General features: G+C 65.5%; 19 protein-coding genes. 15 read left to right on the top strand and 4 right to left on the bottom strand.

What is annotated here, in order from left to right; genetic code table 11:
- Positions 1–62: 62 nt before the first annotated feature.
- Both ACUH78_RS13835 and ACUH78_RS13830 read right to left on the bottom strand, forming a co-directional pair.
- Positions 63–1,256 carry a right-handed parallel beta-helix repeat-containing protein gene (locus ACUH78_RS13835; RefSeq protein WP_418364860.1) on the bottom strand — a complete coding sequence of 398 codons (1,194 nt, stop codon included), beginning with the start codon at positions 1,254–1,256 and terminating at the stop codon, positions 63–65.
- Between the two features lie 4 nt (positions 1,257–1,260).
- Positions 1,261–2,847 (bottom strand): acyl-CoA ligase (AMP-forming), exosortase A system-associated, encoded by a 1,587-nt coding sequence (locus ACUH78_RS13830; RefSeq protein WP_445333759.1) that lies wholly within the window; start codon positions 2,845–2,847, stop codon positions 1,261–1,263.
- A 136-nt stretch (positions 2,848–2,983) separates the two neighbouring features.
- On the opposite strand from ACUH78_RS13830, the gene dnaX reads away from it, so the two are divergent.
- The 9 genes from dnaX to ACUH78_RS13785 all read left to right on the top strand — a co-directional run bounded on the left by dnaX (position 2,984) and on the right by ACUH78_RS13785 (position 10,744).
- Entirely contained in the window at positions 2,984–5,140 is a 2,157-nt protein-coding gene (gene dnaX, locus ACUH78_RS13825; protein ID WP_445333760.1) for a DNA polymerase III subunit gamma/tau, read from the top strand.
- A gap of 82 nt (positions 5,141–5,222) precedes the next feature.
- Positions 5,223–5,546: a YbaB/EbfC family nucleoid-associated protein gene (locus ACUH78_RS13820; RefSeq protein WP_435749715.1), complete on the top strand. Its 324-nt coding sequence runs from the start codon at positions 5,223–5,225 to the stop codon at positions 5,544–5,546.
- Between the two features lie 13 nt (positions 5,547–5,559).
- Positions 5,560–6,153, top strand: coding sequence for a recombination mediator RecR (gene recR, locus ACUH78_RS13815; RefSeq protein ID WP_418364863.1), 594 nt, complete (start codon positions 5,560–5,562; stop codon positions 6,151–6,153).
- A gap of 185 nt (positions 6,154–6,338) precedes the next feature.
- The gene (gene petA / locus ACUH78_RS13810; RefSeq protein ID WP_418364864.1) at positions 6,339–6,932 is read left to right on the top strand and encodes a ubiquinol-cytochrome c reductase iron-sulfur subunit; all 594 of its coding nucleotides are present in this window, start codon (positions 6,339–6,341) and stop codon (positions 6,930–6,932) included.
- A 3-nt stretch (positions 6,933–6,935) separates the two neighbouring features.
- Positions 6,936–8,204: a cytochrome b gene (locus ACUH78_RS13805; RefSeq protein WP_418364865.1), complete on the top strand. Its 1,269-nt coding sequence runs from the start codon at positions 6,936–6,938 to the stop codon at positions 8,202–8,204.
- The gene (locus ACUH78_RS13800) at positions 8,201–8,956 is read left to right on the top strand and encodes a cytochrome c1 (protein WP_418364866.1); all 756 of its coding nucleotides are present in this window, start codon (positions 8,201–8,203) and stop codon (positions 8,954–8,956) included. Before ACUH78_RS13805 ends, ACUH78_RS13800 begins: the two co-directional genes overlap by 4 nt.
- Before the next feature lie 107 nt (positions 8,957–9,063).
- Positions 9,064–9,660 (top strand): glutathione S-transferase N-terminal domain-containing protein, encoded by a 597-nt coding sequence (locus ACUH78_RS13795; RefSeq protein ID WP_418364867.1) that lies wholly within the window; start codon positions 9,064–9,066, stop codon positions 9,658–9,660.
- A 58-nt stretch (positions 9,661–9,718) separates the two neighbouring features.
- Positions 9,719–10,240 carry a ClpXP protease specificity-enhancing factor gene (locus ACUH78_RS13790; protein ID WP_418364868.1) on the top strand — a complete coding sequence of 174 codons (522 nt, stop codon included), beginning with the start codon at positions 9,719–9,721 and terminating at the stop codon, positions 10,238–10,240.
- 9 nt (positions 10,241–10,249) lie between these two features.
- Positions 10,250–10,744: a hemerythrin domain-containing protein gene (locus tag ACUH78_RS13785; RefSeq protein ID WP_445333761.1), complete on the top strand. Its 495-nt coding sequence runs from the start codon at positions 10,250–10,252 to the stop codon at positions 10,742–10,744.
- 21 nt (positions 10,745–10,765) lie between these two features.
- Here the strand turns inward: ACUH78_RS13785 and ACUH78_RS13780 are convergent, their stop codons facing one another.
- Complete coding sequence (locus tag ACUH78_RS13780) at positions 10,766–12,028, bottom strand: D-amino acid dehydrogenase (RefSeq protein ID WP_418364870.1); 1,263 nt, start codon at positions 12,026–12,028, stop codon at positions 10,766–10,768.
- 156 nt (positions 12,029–12,184) lie between these two features.
- On the opposite strand from ACUH78_RS13780, the gene ACUH78_RS13775 reads away from it, so the two are divergent.
- The gene (locus ACUH78_RS13775) at positions 12,185–13,186 is read left to right on the top strand and encodes a class 1 fructose-bisphosphatase (RefSeq protein ID WP_418364871.1); all 1,002 of its coding nucleotides are present in this window, start codon (positions 12,185–12,187) and stop codon (positions 13,184–13,186) included.
- Between the two features lie 29 nt (positions 13,187–13,215).
- Positions 13,216–14,985 (top strand): autotransporter assembly complex protein TamA, encoded by a 1,770-nt coding sequence (locus ACUH78_RS13770; protein ID WP_445333762.1) that lies wholly within the window; start codon positions 13,216–13,218, stop codon positions 14,983–14,985.
- 18 nt (positions 14,986–15,003) lie between these two features.
- Here the strand turns inward: ACUH78_RS13770 and ACUH78_RS13765 are convergent, their stop codons facing one another.
- Positions 15,004–17,406, bottom strand: coding sequence for a Lon protease family protein (locus tag ACUH78_RS13765; RefSeq protein WP_445333763.1), 2,403 nt, complete (start codon positions 17,404–17,406; stop codon positions 15,004–15,006).
- A gap of 292 nt (positions 17,407–17,698) precedes the next feature.
- On the opposite strand from ACUH78_RS13765, the gene groES reads away from it, so the two are divergent.
- The 4 genes from groES (at position 17,699) to ACUH78_RS13745 (ending at position 22,170) form a co-directional block, all read left to right on the top strand.
- The gene (gene groES / locus ACUH78_RS13760) at positions 17,699–17,989 is read left to right on the top strand and encodes a co-chaperone GroES (RefSeq protein ID WP_002926786.1); all 291 of its coding nucleotides are present in this window, start codon (positions 17,699–17,701) and stop codon (positions 17,987–17,989) included.
- Between the two features lie 53 nt (positions 17,990–18,042).
- Complete coding sequence (gene groL, locus ACUH78_RS13755; protein WP_418364874.1) at positions 18,043–19,695, top strand: chaperonin GroEL; 1,653 nt, start codon at positions 18,043–18,045, stop codon at positions 19,693–19,695.
- 326 nt (positions 19,696–20,021) lie between these two features.
- Complete coding sequence (locus ACUH78_RS13750; RefSeq protein ID WP_418364875.1) at positions 20,022–20,714, top strand: response regulator transcription factor; 693 nt, start codon at positions 20,022–20,024, stop codon at positions 20,712–20,714.
- On the top strand, positions 20,683–22,170 hold the full coding sequence (locus ACUH78_RS13745) for a sensor histidine kinase (RefSeq protein ID WP_418364876.1): 1,488 nt from the start codon (positions 20,683–20,685) through the stop codon (positions 22,168–22,170). Before ACUH78_RS13750 ends, ACUH78_RS13745 begins: the two co-directional genes overlap by 32 nt.
- The last annotated feature ends 107 nt before the right edge of the window (positions 22,171–22,277 follow it).

Genomic DNA, 22,277 nt, shown 5'->3' with positions numbered 1-22,277 from the left:
GGGGCGTTGAAAACACGCCAGTATACCGCGAAGCGCAGGGCACGGCGCTGGTACGCGGGTCCTCAGAAACCCGTCTGCACGGCACCCGGAGCCCATGCGCGAGGTCGATCGAGCGGGCGGGTACCGATGGGCAGGGCGAATTCGGCGTCCGGTTCGAGCGAAATCCCGTGCGCATCGCTGGCGGGCGTGATGAGGCTGCGAAGGAGCTGTGCGTTGCGTGGACGGAAGTCGAGCGCGTCCGGGCCGTGCAGCGCGCCGGGTGGGAGCGGCAGATTGCCGCGATACGCGCCGCGGTTGGCCAAGGTCAGGCTGCCGAGCCCGACGCTCAGGTTGTTGATGCCGACGATCTCCGCATTCTCAGGCAGCCGGTCGGTCCAGGCGCGCAGGAACAGGGTGCCGGTATGGCGGTCGCTGACCAGGGTGTTATGCACGAGGTAAAGCGCGCTCTGAGGCCAGGCCTGGCCCTCCGCGCCGTACGACACCAGCACGGGGTTCCGCGTGTTGGCGCTCTGCCCGATGATGTTGCCGATGACGTAGGCGAGCCCGCCGTTGGGCAGGTCGAGCTCGTAGGCACTCTCGCCCAGTGCGCCGTCGTAGAGCAGGTTGTAGCGGATGTCGTTGAGGCGCGCCCGCGACTTGACGAGGTGGCCGCGGTAGCCCTGGTGGAAGCGACTGCCGGTGAGTTCGAAGCGCGCGATGCGGCCGACGTAGAGCAGGTGTGGCAGGCTCGCATCCTGCCGTGGTGCCTGCGCGAACAGGCTGTCCCGGACGATGAGCTCTGCGTCAGCAGAATTCGCGGTCAGGATGCCGTTCTGATTGTCGATGAACGTGCTGTTGCGCACCTCCAGCCGGCCACGCTCGAAACGGATGCCGGCGCCGTTCTGGTCGGCGGCGCGCGCCCCGCGGAATTCGATGTTGTCGATCAGGAAGTCGCCTTCGCGGAGTACCCAGATCGCCTTGCCTTCTGCAATGTGCCCGTCGGCGATAAGTACCGGACCTTCGCCGGTGCCGCGGATGTGCAGTCGCCTCTGCTTCCAGACCGCGACGTCGCCGCGGTACTCGCCGGGCAGGATCTCGACGGTGTCGCCGTCCCTGGCGACCTTGGCCGCATCGGCGATGCGGGTGAAGGCCTCGTTGGGGCCGACGCGAAGGGTGTCGGCTTGTGCCGAGAGGCAGACCAGGGTGCCGATTGCAGCCGCGGTGAAGCGCCTTGCCTGCGTGCTTGCGGCCGTGGTGCGTAGCGCGGCTGCGCGCACGCCCTCAGTCCCCGAGTTCGCCCGCCAGCGTCTTGCGGTCGATCTTGCCGTTGGGGTTGCGCGGCAGCGGGCCCGCGCGCAGTTCGATGCGCCCGGGCACCATGTAGGCCGGCATGCGGCTGCGGCATTCAGCCAGGAGCGCAGTGGTGTCGAGCGTGCCGCCTTCGGGCGGTGTGGCGATGACGACGATGCTCTGACCGAGGGTGTCATGGGCGACCCCGAAGGCCGCGCACTCGCCGACCAGTTTTGTGGCATAGAGGATCTCTTCCACCTCGGTGGGGCTGACGCGATAGCCGGAGGTCTTGATCATCTCGTCGCGACGGCCGATGAAGTAAAGGTAGTCCTCCTCGTCGCGGCGCACGGTGTCGCCCGAGAATACCGCGATTTCGGGCAGCACCAGCCCGCTCTGGCGGCCGGGCGCCTTAGGGGGCAGGGGTTTGAAGCGCTCGGCGGTCTTCTCCGGGTCGTTCCAGTAGCCCATGGCCACCAGCGCGCCGCGTTGCACGAGCTCGCCCGGTTCGTTGGGCGCGCATTCACTCCCGTCCTCGCGCAGCACCATGATCTCGGCGTTGGGGATGGCCTTGCCGATGGAGTCGGGGCGCACGTCTGCCTGCTCCGGGGGCAGGAAGGTGGCACGGAAGGCTTCGGTGAGGCCGTACATCAGGAAAGGTCTGGTCTTCGGCAGCATGCCGCGCAGCGTGGTGAGCGTCTCCAGCGGCATGCGCCCCCCGGTGTTGGCGATGTAGCGCAGATGTTCGGTAATGGTTTCCGGCCACTGCAACTGCGAAAGCTGGATCCACAGCGGTGGCACTGCTGTGAGGCCGGTGACCTGTTCCTTTTCCACAGCCTTGAGTACGTCGCGTGGCATCAGGTAGTTGAGCAGCACCACGCGTGCGCCCGCGTGGAAGGCGGTGCTGAGCTGCGAGAAGCCGGCGTCGAAGGACAGCGGTAGCGCGGCAAGCAGGGTGTCGCCGGGGTGGTTGCCGAGGTACTGCGCAACGCTCTTGCCTCCGGCGACCATGTTGCGGTGCGATAGCACCACCCCCTTCGGGCGGCCGGTGCTGCCCGACGTATACAGGATCGCCGCCATGTCGGTGTCGATGATGCGGTGGCCTGCGGCAGGTGGCGCGGCGCACAGCACATCCCAGTGCACCACGCTGGCGCCGGGCAACTCGGGGAGTACATCTGCCTTGCCGGTGAGCACGACATGGCGCAGGTCGTGGCAGGTGGCGAGCGTGTCGCGCAGCGTGGCGAAGCGCTCCGGCGAGGTCACCAGCACGCGCACGTTGCAGTCCTGCAGGATGTAGCCCACCTGCTCGGCCTTCAGGATCGGGTTGACCGGCACGAACACGCCCCCGGCCGCACTGGTGCCGAAGAAGGCGGTGACCGTCTCGGGCCGCTTGTCGAGGTAGATCGCCACGCGCTCGCCGCGCTCCAGCCCCAGCGCCAGGAGTCCGTTCGCGATGCGACCGAGTGCCGCATCGAGTTCGGCGTAGCTCTGCGTGGCCCCCGAGAAGGTGAGCGCCGGCGCGTCAGGCATGCGTTGCGCGGAGGCCGCGATGAGGTGATGGAGCAGGGAGGTGTGGTTCATGATGGCCGGGCGAGGATCGATATGGACGCCTGGATTCGCAGGGTTCCGGGCGTGTACGGCAGAAGGTTAACGCCGCGCGATGACAATCACAATCGTGCCCCGAGTCGAGGCCCCGGCTCTGCTAGAATCGCCCGCCATGAGCTATCAGGTCCTCGCACGCAAGTGGCGGCCGAAATCATTCGGCACGCTGGTCGGTCAGGAGCACGTGGTGCGTGCGCTGACGCATGCCCTCGCGACCGGCCGACTTCATCACGCCTGGCTGTTTACCGGCACCCGTGGCGTGGGCAAGACCACGATCAGCCGAATCCTCGCCAAGGCACTGAACTGCGAGGCGGGCGTCACCCCAGAGCCCTGTGGCGAGTGTGATGCCTGTCGTGCGATCGACGCCGACCGCTTTCCCGATTATGTCGAGATGGATGCTGCCTCCAATCGCGGCGTGGACGACATGGCTGCGCTGCTCGACAAGGCTGTTTATGCACCGGTGCAGGGGCGGTACAAGGTCTACATGATCGATGAAGTGCACATGCTCACCGGGCATGCCTTCAACGCGATGCTGAAGACGCTCGAGGAGCCTCCGGCGCACGTCAAGTTCATCCTGGCCACCACCGACCCGCAGAAGATTCCGGTCACGGTGCTTTCGCGCTGTCTGCAGTTCAATCTAAAGCAGATGCCGCAGGGGCACATCGTCGACCACCTCACGCGCATCCTGCAGGCCGAAGAGGTGGCTTTCGAGCCGGGCGCGTTGCGCCACCTCGCCAAGGCTGCCGCTGGGTCGATGCGCGATGCGTTGTCGCTGCTCGACCAGGCGATCGCGCACGGCGCCGGCAGGGTCGAGGAGGAGCAGGTCACCCATATGCTGGGCACCGTCGGCGACGATCACCTGCATGCGGTGCTTGACGCACTCGCTGCGGCCGACGTGGCGGCGCTGCTCGCGGTGGCGGATGGGATGGAGGCGCGCAGTCTGTCGTTCGATGCCGCGCTGCAGGCGCTGGCAACCTTGCTGCATCGCGCCGCGCTGGCGCAGTTCGCGCCGGAGGCGATTGCGGACGAGACCGAGCGCGCACGCATCCTTACCCACGCGGCGCGCTTCGATGCGGAATACCTGCAACTCGCGTACCAGATCGCAATCCATGGCCGCGACGAATTGCCGCTGGCGCCGGACGATTACACCGGTTTCACCATGGCCTTGCTGCGCCTGCACGCTTTTCGCCCCGAGCAGCCTGCGGCGCTGGGCGGGCCCGGAGTGCAAGCGGGACCGTCCGGGCGGGCGCGGGCGATGGACGCTCCGGCACCGGGGCATGCGGCTGCGGCGTTGCCCGGCAGCTCCGCCTTCTCGCCCGCTGGGGCGTCCAGGCCCGCGCCGGGCGTTTCGCCGGACAACGCAGCGCCGCAAGCCGTCATCGTGCCGCAAGACGCGAAGGGGAATGCCGCGGCGCCGCGCCTGGCCGGGGCGAGCGCGCCGGAGAACCCCATTCCACCCGATGTGGAGGCGAAGCCGCCCGTGGGGCCAGTGCCTGGCGCAACGCAGGCGGCCGTAACGGCCAATGCGGCCATGCCGCCCGCGGGCGCGGGCTCGTCCGCGAATCCTGCAGTCTCTGGGCCTGCGGCCTCGCAGGCTGTGTTGGCTGACGTCCCCCCCTGGGAGGACATTCCGGCCGAGGCGTATGCGGACGATGGCCCTGAATTGCGCGACGCGCAGCGGCATGTGCCACAAGTGCCGGTGCAGCTCCCGAAGGCGCTGTCGAGAAGCCATCCGTCGCATGCAGAGGCCGCAGCCGATTTGCGCGGGGAGGGCGAGCGGGCCGCGGCTCTCGTTCAGCGGGAGGGGGAGGCGCAGGATGCGAGCAGGGATTCTTTCCGGACAAGCGCGACGACCGCAGGGGCAAGTGGCGATGCGGCTGCGCTGCTTGCGTTGGGCGACTGGCGTGGGCTGATTCGCGCGCTCGGGCTCGGAGGCTTGGTTCGCGAACTGGCACAGCATTGCGAATGGGTCGAGTGTGGCGACGATGGCCTGCAGTTGCGGCTATCGACCGCCCATCGTCATCTCCTCGACATGAACCGCGGCGCGCTTGAACGCATGCAGGATCAACTGTCGGCCGCGCTTGGCCGGTCGCTCAAGCTGCGCATCGAGATCGGCGACATCGCCGGCGAGACGCCGGCGCAGCGTGACGCGCTCGAGCGCCGCGCACGTCATGCGGAGGCGGTGGCCGCGCTCGAGGCGGACCCTTTCGTTCGCGAACTGATCGAGCGCTTCGATGCCACGCTCGTCGAGAGCTCGGTGAAACCTTTGTGATCCCTGTGGTGCGGCCATGCGGGGCACGGCCCGTGGTCGTAGCGCCCGCACCACGTTCAATCGACCTACTGGAGAAGACGACATGATGAAAGGCGGAATCGCCGGCCTGATGAAGCAGGCCCAGCAGATGCAGGACAACATGAAGAAGATGCAGGATCAGCTCGCCTCGATCGAGGTCGAGGGGCAGTCCGGCGCAGGCATGGTCAAGGTGCAGATGACCTGCAAGTACGACGTGCGTCGCGTCTCCATCGACGCGTCGGTCATGGACGACAAGGAGATGCTGGAGGACCTCGTTGCCGCAGCGCTGAATGATGCCGTGCGCAAGGTCGAGACCGCCACGCAGGAAAAGATGGCCAGCGTGACCGCGGGTCTGAACCTGCCCCCGGGCATGAAGCTGCCGTTCTGAGCTTGCTGCGCCGATGGCACCTTCCAGCCTCGACGAACTGATCGAGGCGCTGCGCTGCCTGCCTGGGGTTGGGCCGAAGTCCGCCCAGCGCATGGCGTACCACCTGCTCCAGCGCGACCAGCGTGGCGCTGCGCGGCTGGGGCACGCGCTCGCACATGCGCTGGAGGTGCTGCGCCATTGCGAGCGCTGCAATACCTTCACCGAGGCATCGATCTGCCAGCGCTGCGCCAATCCGCGCCGTGACGCTTCGCTGTTGTGCGTGGTGGAGATGCCGGCGGATCTCGCCGTGATCGAACAGACGCAGGCCTACAACGGCCTCTACTACGTCCTCATGGGGCGCCTGTCGCCGCTCGATGGCGTGGGGCCACGCGAACTGCGACTGGACAAGCTGATCGCGCGCGCCACCGAGGAGGGTGTGCGCGAGGTGATCCTGGCCACCAATTTCACCAACGAGGGCGAGGCGACGGCGCACACGGTCGCGACCCTGCTCGGTGCCCGTGGCGTGCGTGTCACTCGCCTGTCCAGAGGTGTTCCGGTGGGCGGCGAACTGGAGCACACTGACGGCGGAACCATTGCGCAGGCGCTGTTCGAGCGGCGCGCACTCTGAATGTCTTTGTTGCAACGCAGCAGAGAATGCGTCGCAATTGCATGATCCTTGTCGTGTTTTGCCCGGAAAGCCTTGTTCCATCAGGCGAACAGAGCGATGTGCTTTCTATGCTGCAGCGTCTTGGATATAATTAGACGGTTATTTTGTATCCAGGTCTTTCGTTTTCCATTTTTGGGAAGAGGGTCATGAGCGTTGATCAAAAGATGGACAGCAGCCGCCGCACACTGCTGTTGGCAACGTCCGCCGCTGGCGGCGCTGCCGCAGTGGCGACCGCGGTGCCGTTTGTTGCCAGCCTGACGCCGTCCGAGCGCGCCAAGGCGGCCGGTGCGCCGGTCGAAGTCGATGTGAGCAAGCTTGCTCCGGGCGAGATGATGACTGTGGAGTGGCGCGGCAAACCCGTGTGGATCCTCCGCCGCACGCCCGAGATGCTGGCGTCGCTCGACAAGACGGACGAGAAGGTCACCGACCCGATGTCGGAAGAGCCGCAGCAGCCCGACTACGCCGCCAACAAACATCGCTCGATCAATCCCGAGTACCTGGTTGCCGTCGGTATCTGCACCCATCTGGGCTGTTCGCCGACCGACAAGTTCAAGGAAGGGGCCGAGAGCGGCATGGGTGCGGATTGGCCCGGCGGTTTCCTGTGCCCCTGCCACGGTTCGCTCTTCGATCTGGCCGGCCGCGTGTACAAGAGCATGCCTGCGCCGACCAACCTGGAGGTTCCGCCGCACCAGTACCTGGCGGACACCAAGATTCTTGTTGGCGAAGACGGGAAGGCATAAGCGATGACTACCAAATCCCAAGCCGTTCTCAACTGGATCGATGAGCGTTTCCCGCTCACGTCCACCTGGAAGGCGCATCTGTCCGAATACTACGCACCGAAGAACTTCAACTTCTGGTACTTCTTCGGCTCGCTGGCCCTGATGGTGCTGGTGATCCAGATCGTTACCGGCATCTTCCTGGTGATGCACTACAAGCCGGACGCCTCCCTCAACGCCTCGGGCGTGCCGGTGGCCTTTGCCAGCGTCGAGTACATCATGCGCGAGGTGCCCGGGGGCTGGCTCATCCGCTACCTGCACTCGACCGGCGCCTCGGCATTCTTCATCGTCGTGTACCTGCACATGTTCCGCGGCTTGCTCTACGGCTCGTACCGCAAGCCGCGCGAGCTGATCTGGATCTTCGGTACGCTGATCTTCCTGGCGCTGATGGCCGAGGCCTTCATGGGCTATCTGCTGCCGTGGGGGCAGATGTCGTACTGGGGCGCGCAGGTGATCGTGAACCTGTTCTCCGCAATCCCGATCATCGGACCGGATCTCTCGCTCGTGATCCGTGGTGACTTCGTGATCAGCGACGCCACCCTGAACCGCTTCTTCTCCTTCCACGTTATCGCGGTGCCGCTGGTGCTGATCGGTCTGGTGCTGGCGCACATCGTGGCGCTGCACGAAGTCGGCTCCAACAACCCCGACGGCGTCGAGATCAAGAAGAAGAAGGACTCGCGCGGCGTACCGCTCGACGGCATCCCCTTCCATCCGTATTACACGGTGAAGGACATCGTCGGCGTGGTGGTCTTCCTGTTCTTCTTCAGCGCGGTCGTGTTCTTCATGCCCGAGGGTGGCGGCTACTTCCTCGAGTACAACAACTTCATCCCGGCCGATCCGCTGAAGACCCCGCCGCACATCGCGCCGGTCTGGTACTTCACCCCCTTCTATTCGATCCTGCGTGCGGTCACTTACCCGCTGTTCGGTCTCGATGCGAAATTCTGGGGTGTGGTGGCCATGGGCGCGTCGGTCGTGATCATTGCCTTCCTGCCTTGGCTCGACCGCAGCCCGGTGAAGTCGATCCGCTACAAGGGGCCGATCTTCAAGATCGCCCTGGCGATCTTCCTGGTGGCCTTCTTCATCCTCGGCTACCTCGGCGTGCTGGCGCCGACTCCGGGCCGTACCCTGGTTTCGCAGATCTGCTCGGTGCTGTATTTCGCGTTCTTCCTGCTGATGCCGTGGTACAGCAAGCTCGACAAGTGCAAACCCGAACCGGAAAGGGTGACTTCCAAATGAAAATGCGCGTGATCAACCTCATCAAGCGGGCGGCGGCGGTGCTGCTGTTCGCCCCGGCGGTGGCGCTGGCGGCGGGCGCCTCGGTCAACCTGGACAAGGCACCCGTAAGCACTGACCCGGCTGCGCTGCAGCATGGCGCGAAGCTGTTCGTGAACTACTGTTTGAACTGTCACAGCGCCAGCTTCATGCGCTACAACCAGCTGACCAACATCGGCCTTTCGGAAGACGAGATCCGCGACAACCTGATGTTTGTCGGCGAGCGCGTCGGAGACCTGATGACGGTCGCCATGCGTCCGAAGGAGTCGAAGGTCTGGTTTGGCGCCACGCCCCCCGACCTGACCCTGATCGCGCGTCAGCGTGCTTCGGGCGATGGGAGTGGTGCAGATTGGCTCTACACTTACCTGCGCCAGTTCTACCGCGACGCAGAGCGCCCCAGCGGCTGGAACAACGTGGTTTTTGAGAACGTCGGCATGCCGCACGTGTTCTGGGAACTGCAGGGTGAACAGGTGGCCAAGGTCACCCAGAACCCTGACGGCACCAAGCACTTCGAGCTGTCGCTGGCCAAGCCCGGCAAGCTGTCGGTCGAGGAGTACGACAAGGCCGTTGCAGACCTTGTCTCCTTCCTGGTCTGGATGGGTGAGCCGGTCGCCGAGAAGCGCAAGATGATCGGCACCTTCGTGCTGATCTTCCTGGTGGGTATGTTCTTCCTGACCTACGCGCTGAAGAAGAACTACTGGAAGGACATTCATTGATCAGAGCCGTAACGGCCCCGCAGGCCGTTTAGCCAGATCCTGACCCAGACGCACCACGCGAAGCCGCGTGGTGCGCTTTTGCATTTGAAATCCGGAGTCGCAACACCATGATGAACCTTTATTCCGGCACGACCGATCCCTTCAGCCATCGTTGCCGGATCGTGCTGTATGAGAAAGGCATGGATTTCGAGATCATCGATGTTGATCTCTACAACAAGCCCGAAGACATCGCCGTCATCAACCCCTACAACCGCGTACCGGTCCTCGTTGATCGCGACCTCGTGCTGTACGAGTCCAACATCATCAACGAGTACATCGATGAACGGTTTCCGCATCCCCAACTGATGCCGCCCGATCCGATCATGCGCGCTCGCGCACGACAGTTGCTGCACACCTTCGAGCAGGAACTGTTTACCCACCTCGATGCGCTCGAGGCCGCGCAGAAGGGTGTCGACCAGGTGCGTGCCCACGTCCGCGATCATCTCACCCAACTCGCGCCGGTCTTCACCAAGCAGAAGTACATGCTTGGCGACGAGTTCTCGATGCTGGACGTTGCGATCGCGCCGCTGCTGTGGCGCCTCGAGCACTACGGCATCGAGCTGCCGAAGGCAGCCGCGCCGCTGATGAAGTACGCCGAGCGCATCTTCAGCCGCCAGGGGTTCATCGATGCGCTGACCCCGTCTGAAAAGGTCATGCGCCGCTGAGCGCCAATCCCCAGATCCAGCCATCGCCGCTCGCCGGCCGATGGCTGCCGGAGAGCCGATGAGCAACGATAGAACCGTTTCGACCAAGCCCTACCTCCTGCGGGCCATCTGGGAGTGGTGCGTGGATCAGGGCTTCACGCCCTACCTCGCCTGCCTGGTGGACGCCGGCACGCGGGTGCCGCCCGGCTACGCACGCGATGGCCAGATCGTCTTGAACCTGTCGCCCGATGCGACTGGCCAGCTCCAGATGGACAACGAGTATGTGAGCTTCCAGGCGCGCTTCGGTGGGGTGGCACATTCGATCGTGGTTCCGGTCGGCAACGTCATCGCGATCTACGCGCGCGAGAACGGCCAAGGCATGGCCTTCGAGCCGGATCTGCCGGAAGATGAGACGCAGCCTGAGGCGCAGGCCGTTCCCGAGGACATGGCTGAGGTCACCGCGGCCCTGCAGGCCGGGCGCCTGGAAGACGAGGCGGGTGCTGACCGAAGCAAGAACGATCGTGAGGGCAGCGCGGAGGAGGACGAAGGCCACGTCCCGCCACCCGCGCGCCGCGGAAGCCATCTGAAGCTCGTGAAGTAAGGATCGACCATGCCCAGCATGACCTGGAGCGAATCGCTCTCCAACAACCTCGCTCCGATGGACGAAACCCACCGCGAGTTCGTCGAGTGTTACAACACGGTCGCGAACGCAGCGCCGGAAAATTTCCTGTCCGCCTTCGATCGCCTGATCGAACATGCGAAGGGGCATTTCGATCTGGAAAACGCGTGGATGCAGGCCGTGGACTTCCCCGGTTGCCATCGTGCAGAACACGACCGGGTACTTGCGGTGATGCTGGACATCCGCAAGCGCGTTGCTGCCGGTGATCTCTTCTTCGCACGCAGGCTCATCGAGGAACTGCCAGCGTGGTTCGAGAACCACGTCAACGGCATGGACGCCGCACTGGCGTTCCATCTCGACAGCATCGGTTTCGACGTCGACACCTGCGCACTGCGTCCGCTGGCGGATGGCGAGACACGTGGGGCCGGCTGTGCATGCGCCGCGCTCTCCGCCGAGGATGCGCCGGCCGAGGGCGCTGTCGCCTGAAGCCTGCCAGCTGCGCGCGGATCAGCCTGTCCGCAGGAACGGGAAGGCCACCGGGGGTACGCTGCCCTGCATCAACTGCGCGAGAGCGGCTGCGGAGCCGCAGGCAAGCGTCCAGCCGAGCGTGCCGTGTCCGGTGTTCAGCCACAGCTTCTGGCGTGCGCTGCGTCCGATGAGCGGGAGGTTGCCGGGCGTCGCCGGGCGCAGTCCGGCCCAGCTTTCCGCGCCGGCCAGATCAAGCGCCTCCGGAAAATGCGTGCTTGCCCAAGCGAGGATGGGCGCGACCCGCTCCGGGCGGATGCGAGTATCGAAGCCGTTCAGCTCTGCCGTCCCCGCCACGCGGAGGTGCTGGCCCAAGCGTGAGCATACGATGCGGCGCGATTCATCCGTCAGGCTGACCTTGGGCGCGTGCTCCGGCTTCACGATCGGAATCGTCACCGAGTAGCCCTTGACCGGGTAGATCGGAAGCGACAGCCCGAGCGGGGCGAGGAGTCGCGGTCCGTAGCTGCCCAGGCAGAGCACATACGCGTCCGCCTCCAGTCTGGCGGTGCGGCCGGCCGTGTCGCGCACGTCAACGCCCCCGATGCTGCCGTCGGGGTTCGCGTGCAGTGCGGTGACCTCCTTGTTCCAGTGCAGCGCTGCGCCTGTGCGGCTCACTTCGGCTGCCAGCGCGCGTGTGAAACGGCGCGCGTCGCCGGATTCGTCGCCAGGCGCGAACAGCCCGCCGGCGAGCCTGTGCGCGTGTGGAGCGAGCGCCGGCTCCAGTGCGAGACATTGATCGCGAGAACAGGGGCGGGCCTCGATCCCGAATGCACGCAGCGCCTCGGCGCGGGCGCTTGCACGGGCGAACTCCGCCCGATCATGGAACAGATGCAGGATGCCGCGTTCGAGCTGATCGTACTCGAGGCCGAGCTGCGTACGGAGCGCGCGCAACTGCATACCGCTCCACACGGCCAGTGCTGCGATCGCCGCGGTGTTGCGTCGTGCGCGCGCAGGAAGGCACTCGAACAGGAAGCGCGCGCCCCAGCGCCACTGTGCGGGATCTCCGCTCGGACGGAACTTCAGCGGCGCTTCGTCGCGCCCCAGCCATCGCAGGATCAGCCCAGGCGCAGAGGGGTTGGCCCAAGGCTCCGGGTGGCTGATCGAGATCTGTCCGCCGTTGGCAAAGCTTGTCTCGCAGGCCGCTTCGGCCTGCCGGTCGACCAGGCTCACGCGAAACCCCGCCTGGCTCAGGTACCAAGCGGTCGTGACACCGGACAGGCCGGCGCCGAGAACCAGGACGTGCATTTGAAGTGCTGCGCAATGAACTTGCCCCGGATGATACCCCCTTGCCTGCTGACCTGCCCGTGCCGCGCCGTTCCGGGGACGCGTTAATCCGTGCGCTTGCGGTGCGGAACCGGGATAATCGCAGGCTGTCCGTTAAGTGTCTTGTGGAGCCCTTTCATGCGTCGAGTGACCCTTACCCAGTTTCTGATCGAACAGCAGCGCGCCGGCCGCATCAACCCCGAGCTGCGTCTCCTGATCGAGGTGGTCGCGCGCGCGGTGAAGGCGATCAGCGTCAACGTTTCCAAGGGTGCGCTCGCGGGTGTTCTCGGCGAGGCCGGCACCGACAACGTGCAGGGCGAGGCGCAGAAGAAGCTCGACGTGATCGCCAACGAGATCCTGCTGCAGGCGAACGAATGGGGCGGCCACCTGGCTGCAATGGCCTCGGAGGAGGTCGAGACCGTGCATCAGATCCCGTTCGACTACCCCAAGGGCGGTTATCTGCTGCTGTTCGATCCGCTCGACGGGTCCTCCAACATCGACGTGAACATCTCCGTTGGCACGATCTTCTCCGTGCTGCGCAACCCGCCCGACCACACAGAGCCGACCGAGGAGGACTTCCTTCAGCCTGGCGATGAGCAGGTGGCCGCAGGCTATGCGGTATATGGTCCATCGACGATGCTGGTGCTCACCGTAGGCAAGGGGGTGCATGGTTTCACCCTCGATCGCGAGATGGGCAGCTTCATTTACACTCAGCCCTACATGACGGTCCCGCCCGATACGCACGAGTTCGCCATCAACGCATCGAATTCCCGCCACTGGGAGGCGCCGGTCAAGCGCTACGTCGACGAGATGACCCTCGGCAAGGAGGGGCCGCTTGGGAAGGACTACAACATGCGCTGGGTGGCCTCGATGGTCGCGGATGTGCATCGCATCCTCACCCGTGGCGGCGTCTTCATGTATCCGATGGACGAGAAGTGCCGCGCCAAGGGCGGCAAGCTGCGCCTGATGTACGAGGCCAACCCGATGGCGATGCTCATCGAGCAGGCGGGCGGTGCAGCCACCACCGGGCGTGCGCGCATCCTCGACCTGAAGCCCACCCACCTGCACCAGCGTGTCCCGGTGATTCTGGGCTCGAAGAACGAAGTCGAGCGTGTGACCGCCTACCACCAGGGCGGCTGACCCCCGTGGCGGGAAGCAGGGCGCGCGATATGCACCGCTGCATCGCGGCCTGTGGCTTGGCGGCGATCCTTCTGGCGTCTCCTGCGTCCGCGCAGGATGGGGGTGAAGCGCAGCCCACGCTGGAGGTCAGTCTCGATACGCCGGATTCGGTGCGTGGCCTGCTGTCCGAGCACGTGCGGCTGCTCAAGCGCTCGCCGCTCGTGCTGCCCGAGGAGAGCGCCGATCGTGCTGCGATGACCCGGCGTACCCGGCGCGAAGTGGCGGATCTGCTCGCGACCGAGGGGTATTTTTCCCCGCGCATTCGATTCGACCGCAGTGATGACCGGCGCTGGGTGCTGCAGGTCGAGCCCGGCGAGCGGACCGTGGTGGCCGGCGTGGAGCTCGTCTTCGAAGGTGAGGTGGTTGCGGGCGTGGAAGGGGCTGCAGGCGGCGAAGGGGCCGCAGCCTACCTGGAGGAATTGCGTGCGCGCTGGCAGTTGCCGGTCGGGCAAGCCTTCCGCCAGACGACGTGGGACGCCGCCAAGCAGGGACTTCTCGACGCCATCAACGCCCGACGCTATGCCGCCGCGCGCATCGCGGAGAGCCGCGCGGAGATCGATCCCAAGACCGCTCAGGCTTGGCTGCGCGTGCGTATCGACAGTGGCCCCAGCTTCTACCTTGGCGAGCTCGACGTGCAGGGCATCGAACATCTGCCCGAGGACCTCGTGGCGCGCTACAGCCAGCTCGAGCGCGGCGCGCCCTACGACCGCGAGGCCTTGCTCGCATTTCAGACGGGATTGCAGAACACGCCGCACTTCGGCTCGGTGATCGTCGATATCGAGCGTGATCCCGCGCTTGCGGCCGCGGTTCCGGTGCGGGTGCAGGTGACGGAGGCTCTGCCGCGCTATGCGGGCATGGGCGTGGGCTACTCGACCAACACCGGCGCACGGGTGGAGTTCAATTATCGCGATTCCAACCTGCGCCAGCGTGGCTGGGAGTTTTCCACCGGCCTGCGCTACGAGCAGTACCGACAGTCGCTGTATGCCGACATCTTCCTGCCGCCGCGTGGGGAGCATCGCGACAGCGTTGGCGCGCTCATCCAACGCAGCGATCTCGAGGGCCTGAAGGTCGACACCCAGATCCTCGGTGCGACCCGCGCGAGCCAGCGTGGTGACACCGAGACCCAGCTCGCACTGCGGCTGCAGCACGAGAAGATCCAGCCCGCGGGCGCAGACGCGCGCAGCAGCAACACGCTCACCGCAAACTGGACGTGGATCAAGCGTGCGGTGAACGATCTGCTCGACCCCACCGATGGTTATCTGCTCGAGTTCCAGGTCGGTGGTGCGCCTGAGATCGCCCTCGCCGAGCAGGACTTTCTGCGGCTGTATTCGCGCTTTGTGCGCTACCAGCCCGTGCGAGGCACCGATGTGTTCATCCTGCGTGGCGAGGCGGGGGTGACCCTTGCCGACAGCCGCGAAGGGATTCCACAGGATTTCCTTTTCCGCACCGGGGGTGCGCAATCGGTGCGCGGCTACGACTACCAGAGCCTGGGCGTCAGGGAAGGCAGCGCCACGGTAGGCGGGCGCTACCTCGCCACCGCCAGCGCAGAATACGTGCGCTGGTTCCAGCCCCAGTGGGGTGCCGCAGTGTTTGTGGATGCAGGGGACGCAGCCGACACGCGCGAAGACATCGACCTGCGCGTGGGCTACGGACTTGGCGCACGCTGGCGCAGCCCAGCCGGCCCGCTCGCGATCGATCTTGCCTGGGGCCATCAGGAACGCCGCCTGCGCCTCCACTTCGGGGTGGCGATCGCTTTCTGAGCTGTGGACGGCTCAACTCTACGGCCGGTCCAGTCGCCCCGCCAGCGCGCGCAGGTCGGCGAGCTTCTTCAGCCCCTCAAGCACCTTTGCGTTGAGCGAACCCACTGGCATCGCGCCGTCCGCATCCGGCTTCCCCGCAGGGACGCCGGTGAGCAACTCCAGGGCCTCATCGACGTCGGCGACCGCCCACACACTGAAGCGGCGGCTGCGCACGGCCTCAACCACATCCGCGCGCAACATCAGGTGGCACACGTTGGCGCGCGGGATGAGCACGCCCTGCGCACCGCTCAGGCCGCGCGCTACGCAGATGTCGAAGAAGCCTTCGATCTTCTCGTTGATGCCGCCGACCGGCTGCACCACGCCGAACTGGTTGACCGAGCCGGTGACGGCCAGCGCCTGCCGGACGGCTACGCCCGAGAGCGCCGACAGCAGGGCCGTGAGCTCGGCGAGCGAGGCGCTGTCTCCCTCGACGCCGCCGTAGGACTGCTCGAACACCAGGCTGGCCTTGAGCGAGAGCGGCATCGTCCAGCCGAAACGCGCAGCCATGAAGGAGGACAGGATCAGCACGCCCTTGGAATGGATCGGTCCGCCGAGTTTCACCTCGCGCTCAATGTCGATGATCTCGCCTTCGCCCACGCGCACGGTGGCGGTGATGCGGACCGGATGGGCGAAGCTGTCCTCGCCGAGGGGCACCACGGCCAGCCCGTTGACTTGTCCGACATGGCTGCCGTCGGTGTCCACTAGCCACTGCCCGCGCAGGATCTCCTGCTGGTGGCGCAAGCGGATGCGTTCGTGGCGCCGCCGATGGGCCTCAAGTGCAGCCTCCACGTGGTCGCGCTCGATGCGGTCGGCGCCGCTCGCGGTGGCAAAGTGCGCTGCCTCGCGCAGGCGGTCGTCGATCGGTTGGGTATGCGTGCTCAGGCGCTCGGCATCGCCGGCGATCCGCGCCGCTTGATCGATCAGGCGCGCCATCGCGGGCGCCGAGAGCGGAGGCAGTGCGGCGCGGCGGGCGAGGGCGGCGATCAGGCGTGCGTAGGCCGCGGTGTTGTCCGCGCTGCGCACGATCTCGCTCTCCATGTCCGCGTTGATGCGGAACAGTGCCGGGAACTCCGGATCGTACTGGCCGAGCAGGTAGTAGATCACCCGTTCGCCGATCAGGATCAGTTTGAGTTCGAGCGGCATCGGTTCGGGTTCGAGTTGCACCGAACCGGCGACGCCAATCAGTTCTGACAGAGACTCGATGCGCAGCCGGCCGGACTTCAGTGCGCGCTTGAGGCCTTCCCATGCAAAGGGCTGGGCGAGCAGCTTCATTGCATCCAGCACCAGGAAGCCGCCGTTTGCGCGGTGCAGGGCGCCGGCGCGAATCAGCGTGAAATTGCTCACCAGTGTACCCATGTGCACCAGGTGGTCGATGCGGCCGACCAGGTTCTGCAGGGTCGGGTGGTCCTCGTACACCACGGGCAGGGCCCCGTCGGCGGGGTTGGCCACCAGCACATTCACCAGGTAGCGCTGCACGGAAATGCTGCCCGAAAAGGTCAGCGTCTCCGTGTCCTCATCGCTGCGCGGTGAGGTGTGTAGCGATTCGCCGCTGGCGATGATGTCCTTGAGCACCTCGTCCAGGTGCTCGCACAACTCGGGCAGATCGGCGTACCGTGGCTTGAGCTCCTCGATCATGTGGGTGACGGTCGCGCCGAGTGCGTCACGGCCGGCATCGCGGATGCGATTCTGCAGCTCGCGCCGCCAGCGTGGGAACTCAGCGACCAGACGGTGCATGCGTTCGCGAAGGGCCTTGATGTGTTCGCCCAGAGCATGCTGGCGGTCCTCGGGTAGCTTCTCGAACTCCTCTTGCGTGAGCGTGTTCTCGGTGTCCTTCATAGGCAGGAAGGCGAAGCCGTGCGGGGTGCGCAGCAGGGCGATGCCCAGTTGCTGGGCTTCGTCACCAAGCTGGCGCAGCGCGGTTTCCTCGCGCTGTTTTGCTTCGTCCTGCAGGGCTTCGATGCGCTCGCGGTACTCGTCGCCTTCGAACACCGCGGCGATCGCTGGGATCAGCTCCTCTACGAAGTGCTGCATGTCGTCGCGGAAGGCAGGGCCGCGACCGCAGGGCAGGCGCAGCAGGCGTGGTCGCGAGGCGTGCTCGAAGTTCCACACATAGCACCAGTCGCCCGGCGGTGGCCCCTCTTGCCGCCTTTCGTCGAGCAGGCGTGCGACGATCTCTTGGCGGCCGCTTCCGGCGTCGCCGAGCACGAACAGATTGAAACCCTCTCCGGCAATGTCGAGTCCCAGGTGGATTGCGTCCACCGCGCGGCCATGCAGGTCTGCGGCGTCCAGTTCGGGGAGTTCGTCGGAGCGCTGGAAGCCGAGGGCTTCCGGGTCGCAGGCGGTATGCAGCTGTGCAGCAGCAAGCGGGGCGAGCTTGGGCATGACGGGGCCTCGCGCATTCGGGCGTCTCGGCGTCATCTTAACCGCCCCTGCGGAACGACCCAACCCGGCGCTGGCCGAACTTCCATCCGGTGTGCCGGACCGGCGCAGAAAAAGTTGCATGGCTCGGACTTGAAATCCACCGACCCCGTCCCTATTATTAGCACTCGTTAGCGGTGAGTGCTAACAAGCGTCGGGCGGCGCTTCCTGCGCCGATCCGCGTCACTGCGAATTTTGTCCTGCGGGCTCGTCCCGCGAACCAACCCAAACAGTCGAACCGAAAGGAGAGAACTCGATGAAGATTCGTCCCCTGCACGATCGCGTGATCGTCAAGCGTCTGGAAGCCGAGCGCAAGACCGCGAGCGGCATCGTGATCCCGGACAGCGCCGGCGAGAAGCCCGATCAGGGTGAGGTCCTGGCCGTCGGCAACGGCAAGATCCTGGACGACGGCAAGGTGCGTCCGATGGCCGTCAAGGTGGGCGACAAGGTCTTGTTCGGCAAGTACGCCGGCCAGACCGTGAAGGTCGAAGGCGAAGAGCTCCTCGTGATGCGCGAGGAAGACATCATGGGCGTGGTCGAGGCCTGAGCCTCCCCCGAATCCCAGAAACGCTAACCGAAATATTTCCGGAGTTCTGAAGAATGGCAGCTAAAGAAGTCAAGTTTGGCGATTCCGCCCGCGAGCGCATGGTCGCCGGCATCAACATCCTGGCCAACGCGGTCAAGGTCACCCTGGGCCCGAAGGGCCGCAACGTGGTGCTGGAGCGCTCCTTCGGCGCCCCCACCGTCACCAAGGATGGCGTCTCCGTCGCCAAGGAAATCGAACTGAAGGACAAGTTCGAGAACATGGGCGCGCAGATGGTCAAGGAAGTTGCTTCCAAGACCTCCGACATCGCCGGTGACGGCACCACCACCGCCACCGTGCTGGCCCAGTCGATCGTGCGTGAAGGCATGAAGTTCGTTGCCGCCGGCATGAACCCGATGGACCTGAAGCGCGGCATCGACAAGGCCGTCATCGCCACCATCGACGAGCTGAAGAAGCTGTCGAAGCCCTGCTCGACCAACAAGGAAATCGCCCAGGTCGGCTCGATCTCCGCAAACTCGGACAGCGACATCGGCGACATCATCGCCAAGGCGATGGACAAGGTCGGCAAGGAAGGTGTGATCACCGTCGAAGACGGCAAGTCGCTGCAGAACGAACTCGACGTCGTCGAGGGCATGCAGTTCGACCGCGGCTACCTGTCGCCCTACTTCATCAACAACCCGGACAAGCAGGTTGCCATCCTCGAGCAGCCCTTCGTCCTGCTGTTCGACAAGAAGATCTCCAACATCCGTGACCTGCTGCCGGTGCTCGAGCAGGTCGCCAAGGCCGGCCGTCCGCTGCTGATCATCGCCGAAGACGTCGAGGGCGAAGCCCTGGCCACCCTGGTGGTGAACAACATCCGCGGCATCCTCAAGACCTGCGCCGTCAAGGCGCCGGGCTTCGGCGACCGTCGCAAGGCCATGCTGGAAGACATCGCCATCCTGACCGGCGGCCAGGTCATCGCCGAAGAAGTCGGCCTGACCCTTGAGAAGGCCACCCTGGACGACCTCGGCCAGGCTGCCCGCATCGAGATCGGCAAGGAAAACACCATCATCATCGATGGCGCCGGCCAGGCCGAGCGCATCGAAGCCCGCGTCAAGCAGATCCGCGTGCAGATCGAGGAAGCCACCTCCGACTACGACCGCGAGAAGCTGCAGGAGCGCGTCGCCAAGCTGGCGGGCGGTGTTGCGGTGATCAAGGTCGGTGCCGCCACCGAAGTCGAGATGAAGGAAAAGAAGGCCCGCGTCGAAGACGCCCTGCACGCCACCCGCGCTGCAGTGGAAGAGGGCATCGTCCCCGGCGGCGGTGTTGCGCTGCTGCGTGCCCGTGCTGCACTGGGCGAGCTGAAGGGCGACAACCACGACCAGGATGCCGGCATCAAGATCGTGCTGCGCGCCATGGAGCAGCCGCTGCGCGAGATCGTCGCCAACGCCGGTGACGAGCCGAGCGTGGTGGTGAACAAGGTTGTCGAGGGTTCGGGCAACTACGGTTTCAACGCCGCTACCGGCGAGTACGGCGACATGGTCGAGATGGGCGTGCTGGATCCGACCAAGGTCACCCGCACCGCGCTGCAGAACGCCGCGTCCGTCGCTGGTCTGATGCTGACCACCGACTGCATGGTCGGCGAGCTGGCGGAAGACAAGCCGATGGGCGGCATGCCCGATATGGGCGGCATGGGTGGTATGGGCGGCATGGGCGGTATGGGCATGTAATGTGCCCGCGCCTCGCCTTCTTCTTGGGGCGGGGCGCAAGCCGCGGTAAACGAAGAACGGCTCCGCGAAGTGCGGGGCCGTTCTTCGTTTACCGGGCTGCGAGTCGACAGTGCTACGGATCCTCGGTGCGCGAAGCATGCCGAAGCGTGGGATAATCTGGCCGTGTTCGAGGGAGAAAGGTCGGTGGGGAGCGTGCGGATTCGGTCCGGCGCCGCTCCCCGGAACGTCGCCGCGCTGACGGCAACGTTCCCGAAGACCGAGCAAAAGGAGAACAGCGGCTTCATTCTCGGAAGCTCCGCTTACAACGAACTTACAGCTCAGGTCCTATGCGTATTCTGTTGGCGGAAGACGATCCCGTGATCGCCGATGGCATCTGCCGTGCGCTGCGTCGCGGTGGCTACGCGCTTGATCACGTAGCGGATGGCATGGAGGCGGACGCTGCGCTGGCGGGCCAGACCTACGATCTCGCCATTCTCGATCTTGGCATGCCACGCATGAACGGGATCGACGTGCTCAAGCGCCTGCGCGCGCGCAAGTCCGCGCAGCCGGTGCTGATCTTGACCGCACAGGACGGGGTGGACGACCGTGTGCGCGGGCTCGATGCCGGCGCAGACGACTACCTGACCAAGCCGTTCGCGCTTCCTGAGCTGGAAGCGCGGGTGCGGGCGCTGACCCGGCGCGGTACGGGCCAGCCGCGTTGTGTCGAGGTGGGGCAGCTCAGTTACGATCAGGCCGATCGGGTCGTGAAGATCGGCGGTCAGCTCATCGAGTTGTCCGCCCGCGAGATCGGTCTGCTCGAGATCTTCCTTCTCCGCATGGGACGTTTGGTGAGCAAGGACCAGCTCGTCGATCACCTGTGTGGCTGGGGGGAGGAAGTCTCCAGCAACGCCATCGAGGTCTATGTGCATCGCCTGCGCAAGAAGCTCGAGGACAGCGGTGTACGCATCGTGACGGTGCGCGGTCTGGGGTACTGCCTGGAAAACCCCGATGCTGCCCCTGCGGCGAAAGCCCAAGGCTGACAAGGGCGGCGCTGCGCCGCGCAAGTCCGGCCCGCCGAACTCCCTGTTTGGCGAGATCCTGGACTGGATGCTCGCGCCGCTGCTGTTCCTGTGGCCGATTTCCATCATCGTCACGCACAACGTTGCCGACAATATCGCCAACCAGCCCTACGATCTCGCGCTCGCTGACAGCGTGCGCACGCTGGCGCGATTCGTGTCGATCGATGGCGGGCAGGTCGCGGTGAGCTTCCCCGCGCCGCCACGGGCGCTGTTCCGGGCGGATCAGGACGACGTGGTGTATTACCAGGTCGCCGACGATGAGGGCCGCACACTCTCCGGCGACGCCGAGATCCCGCCTGCGCCCACGCCCCGTAGTCTCGTCGGCGAGGAGGTATTGCTGCGCGACGAGCTCATTCATGGCGAAGAGGTTCGGGTTGCCTACCGTTTCCTGAGGCCGGCTCCTGAGGTTTCCGACCGACTGGTGGTGGTGCAGGTGGCGGAGACGCGGAACAAGCGCACCGACCTGGCCTCGCGCGTCGTGACTGGCGTGCTGCTGCCGCAGTTCGCCATCATCCCGCTTGCGGTGGTGCTGGTGTGGGTGGGTCTGAGCCGAGGCATTGCCCCGCTCAACCGCCTGCAGAGTCTGATCCGGCGACGGCGGCCGACGGACCTCTCTCCGGTCGAACCGTCAGCGGTGCCCGAGGAGGTGCGGCCGTTGATCGTTGCCTACAACGACATGATGGTCCGCCTGGAAGAGAACCTGCAGGCGCAGCAACGCTTCATCGCCGACGCGGCCCACCAGATGCGCACCCCGCTGACGGGTCTAAAGATGCAGACTGACCTGGCGATGCACGAAACCGATCCCGACCAGTTGCGCGAGTCGCTGGCCCGGATTGCCGAGAGTACGGACCGCGCCGCGCACCTGATCAACCAGCTTCTGTCGCTGGCGCGTGCAGAGGCCAGCTTCGAGAAGCTCTATGCGGTTGAACGGGTGAGCCTGGATGCCGTGGTGAGGGAGGTCGCCCTCGATCTCTTCCCACGTGCGCAGGCCAAGCACATCGACCTGGGGGTCGAGGCGGGCGAGCAGGAACTGTTCATTGAGGGAAACACCGTCCTGCTGCGGGAGCTGGTCAAGAACCTGGTCGACAATGCGGTCAAATACACGCCGTCCGGAGGCAGTGTCACGGCCCGCACGCGCTTCGCCGGCTCGCCGATCCTGGAGGTCGAAGATACTGGCCCGGGGATTCCTGAGGGCGACCGCGAGCGGGTCTTCGAGCGCTTCTTTCGCGTGCTCGGCAGCGGCGTGGATGGCTCCGGCCTAGGGCTGCCGATCGTGCGCGAGATCGCCGAGTTGCACCGCGCAGCCGTTACGCTCGATTCGGCACCTGGAGGGAAAGGCACCCTGGCTCGGGTGGTGTTCCCCCGTACCCACCTGCATCCGCCCCCGATCGTGCAGGGCGACTACGATGCCCTGTAGGTTGCGACAGGCGCTTCGAGAAGAGATAGCAGGCCAAAAGATCAAAGACCCCTGTTGGCAACAAATAGAACTGTCCGGTGTTGTAGCAAATGAATTGTCCGCTCGGT

The organism is Thauera sp. ZXT1-4 (assembly GCF_052598215.2).
Note: the sequence above shows the minus strand (reverse complement) of the source record. Positions and strands in the feature narration are given on the sequence as shown.

Coding starts and splice junctions, on each gene's coding strand:
- petA (WP_418364864.1), top strand. CDS start 6,339: ATGAGCGTTGATCAAAAGATGGACAGCAGCCGCCGCACACTGCTGTTG.
- ACUH78_RS13780 (WP_418364870.1), bottom strand. CDS start 12,028: ATGCACGTCCTGGTTCTCGGCGCCGGCCTGTCCGGTGTCACGACCGCT.
- ACUH78_RS13805 (WP_418364865.1), top strand. CDS start 6,936: ATGACTACCAAATCCCAAGCCGTTCTCAACTGGATCGATGAGCGTTTC.
- ACUH78_RS13790 (WP_418364868.1), top strand. CDS start 9,719: ATGAGCAACGATAGAACCGTTTCGACCAAGCCCTACCTCCTGCGGGCC.
- ACUH78_RS13800 (WP_418364866.1), top strand. CDS start 8,201: ATGAAAATGCGCGTGATCAACCTCATCAAGCGGGCGGCGGCGGTGCTG.
- recR (WP_418364863.1), top strand. CDS start 5,560: ATGGCACCTTCCAGCCTCGACGAACTGATCGAGGCGCTGCGCTGCCTG.
- ACUH78_RS13820 (WP_435749715.1), top strand. CDS start 5,223: ATGATGAAAGGCGGAATCGCCGGCCTGATGAAGCAGGCCCAGCAGATG.
- ACUH78_RS13765 (WP_445333763.1), bottom strand. CDS start 17,406: ATGCCCAAGCTCGCCCCGCTTGCTGCTGCACAGCTGCATACCGCCTGC.
- ACUH78_RS13750 (WP_418364875.1), top strand. CDS start 20,022: ATGCGTATTCTGTTGGCGGAAGACGATCCCGTGATCGCCGATGGCATC.
- ACUH78_RS13775 (WP_418364871.1), top strand. CDS start 12,185: ATGCGTCGAGTGACCCTTACCCAGTTTCTGATCGAACAGCAGCGCGCC.
- ACUH78_RS13785 (WP_445333761.1), top strand. CDS start 10,250: ATGCCCAGCATGACCTGGAGCGAATCGCTCTCCAACAACCTCGCTCCG.
- dnaX (WP_445333760.1), top strand. CDS start 2,984: ATGAGCTATCAGGTCCTCGCACGCAAGTGGCGGCCGAAATCATTCGGC.
- ACUH78_RS13830 (WP_445333759.1), bottom strand. CDS start 2,847: ATGAACCACACCTCCCTGCTCCATCACCTCATCGCGGCCTCCGCGCAA.
- ACUH78_RS13770 (WP_445333762.1), top strand. CDS start 13,216: ATGCACCGCTGCATCGCGGCCTGTGGCTTGGCGGCGATCCTTCTGGCG.
- ACUH78_RS13745 (WP_418364876.1), top strand. CDS start 20,683: ATGCTGCCCCTGCGGCGAAAGCCCAAGGCTGACAAGGGCGGCGCTGCG.
- groES (WP_002926786.1), top strand. CDS start 17,699: ATGAAGATTCGTCCCCTGCACGATCGCGTGATCGTCAAGCGTCTGGAA.
- ACUH78_RS13795 (WP_418364867.1), top strand. CDS start 9,064: ATGATGAACCTTTATTCCGGCACGACCGATCCCTTCAGCCATCGTTGC.
- groL (WP_418364874.1), top strand. CDS start 18,043: ATGGCAGCTAAAGAAGTCAAGTTTGGCGATTCCGCCCGCGAGCGCATG.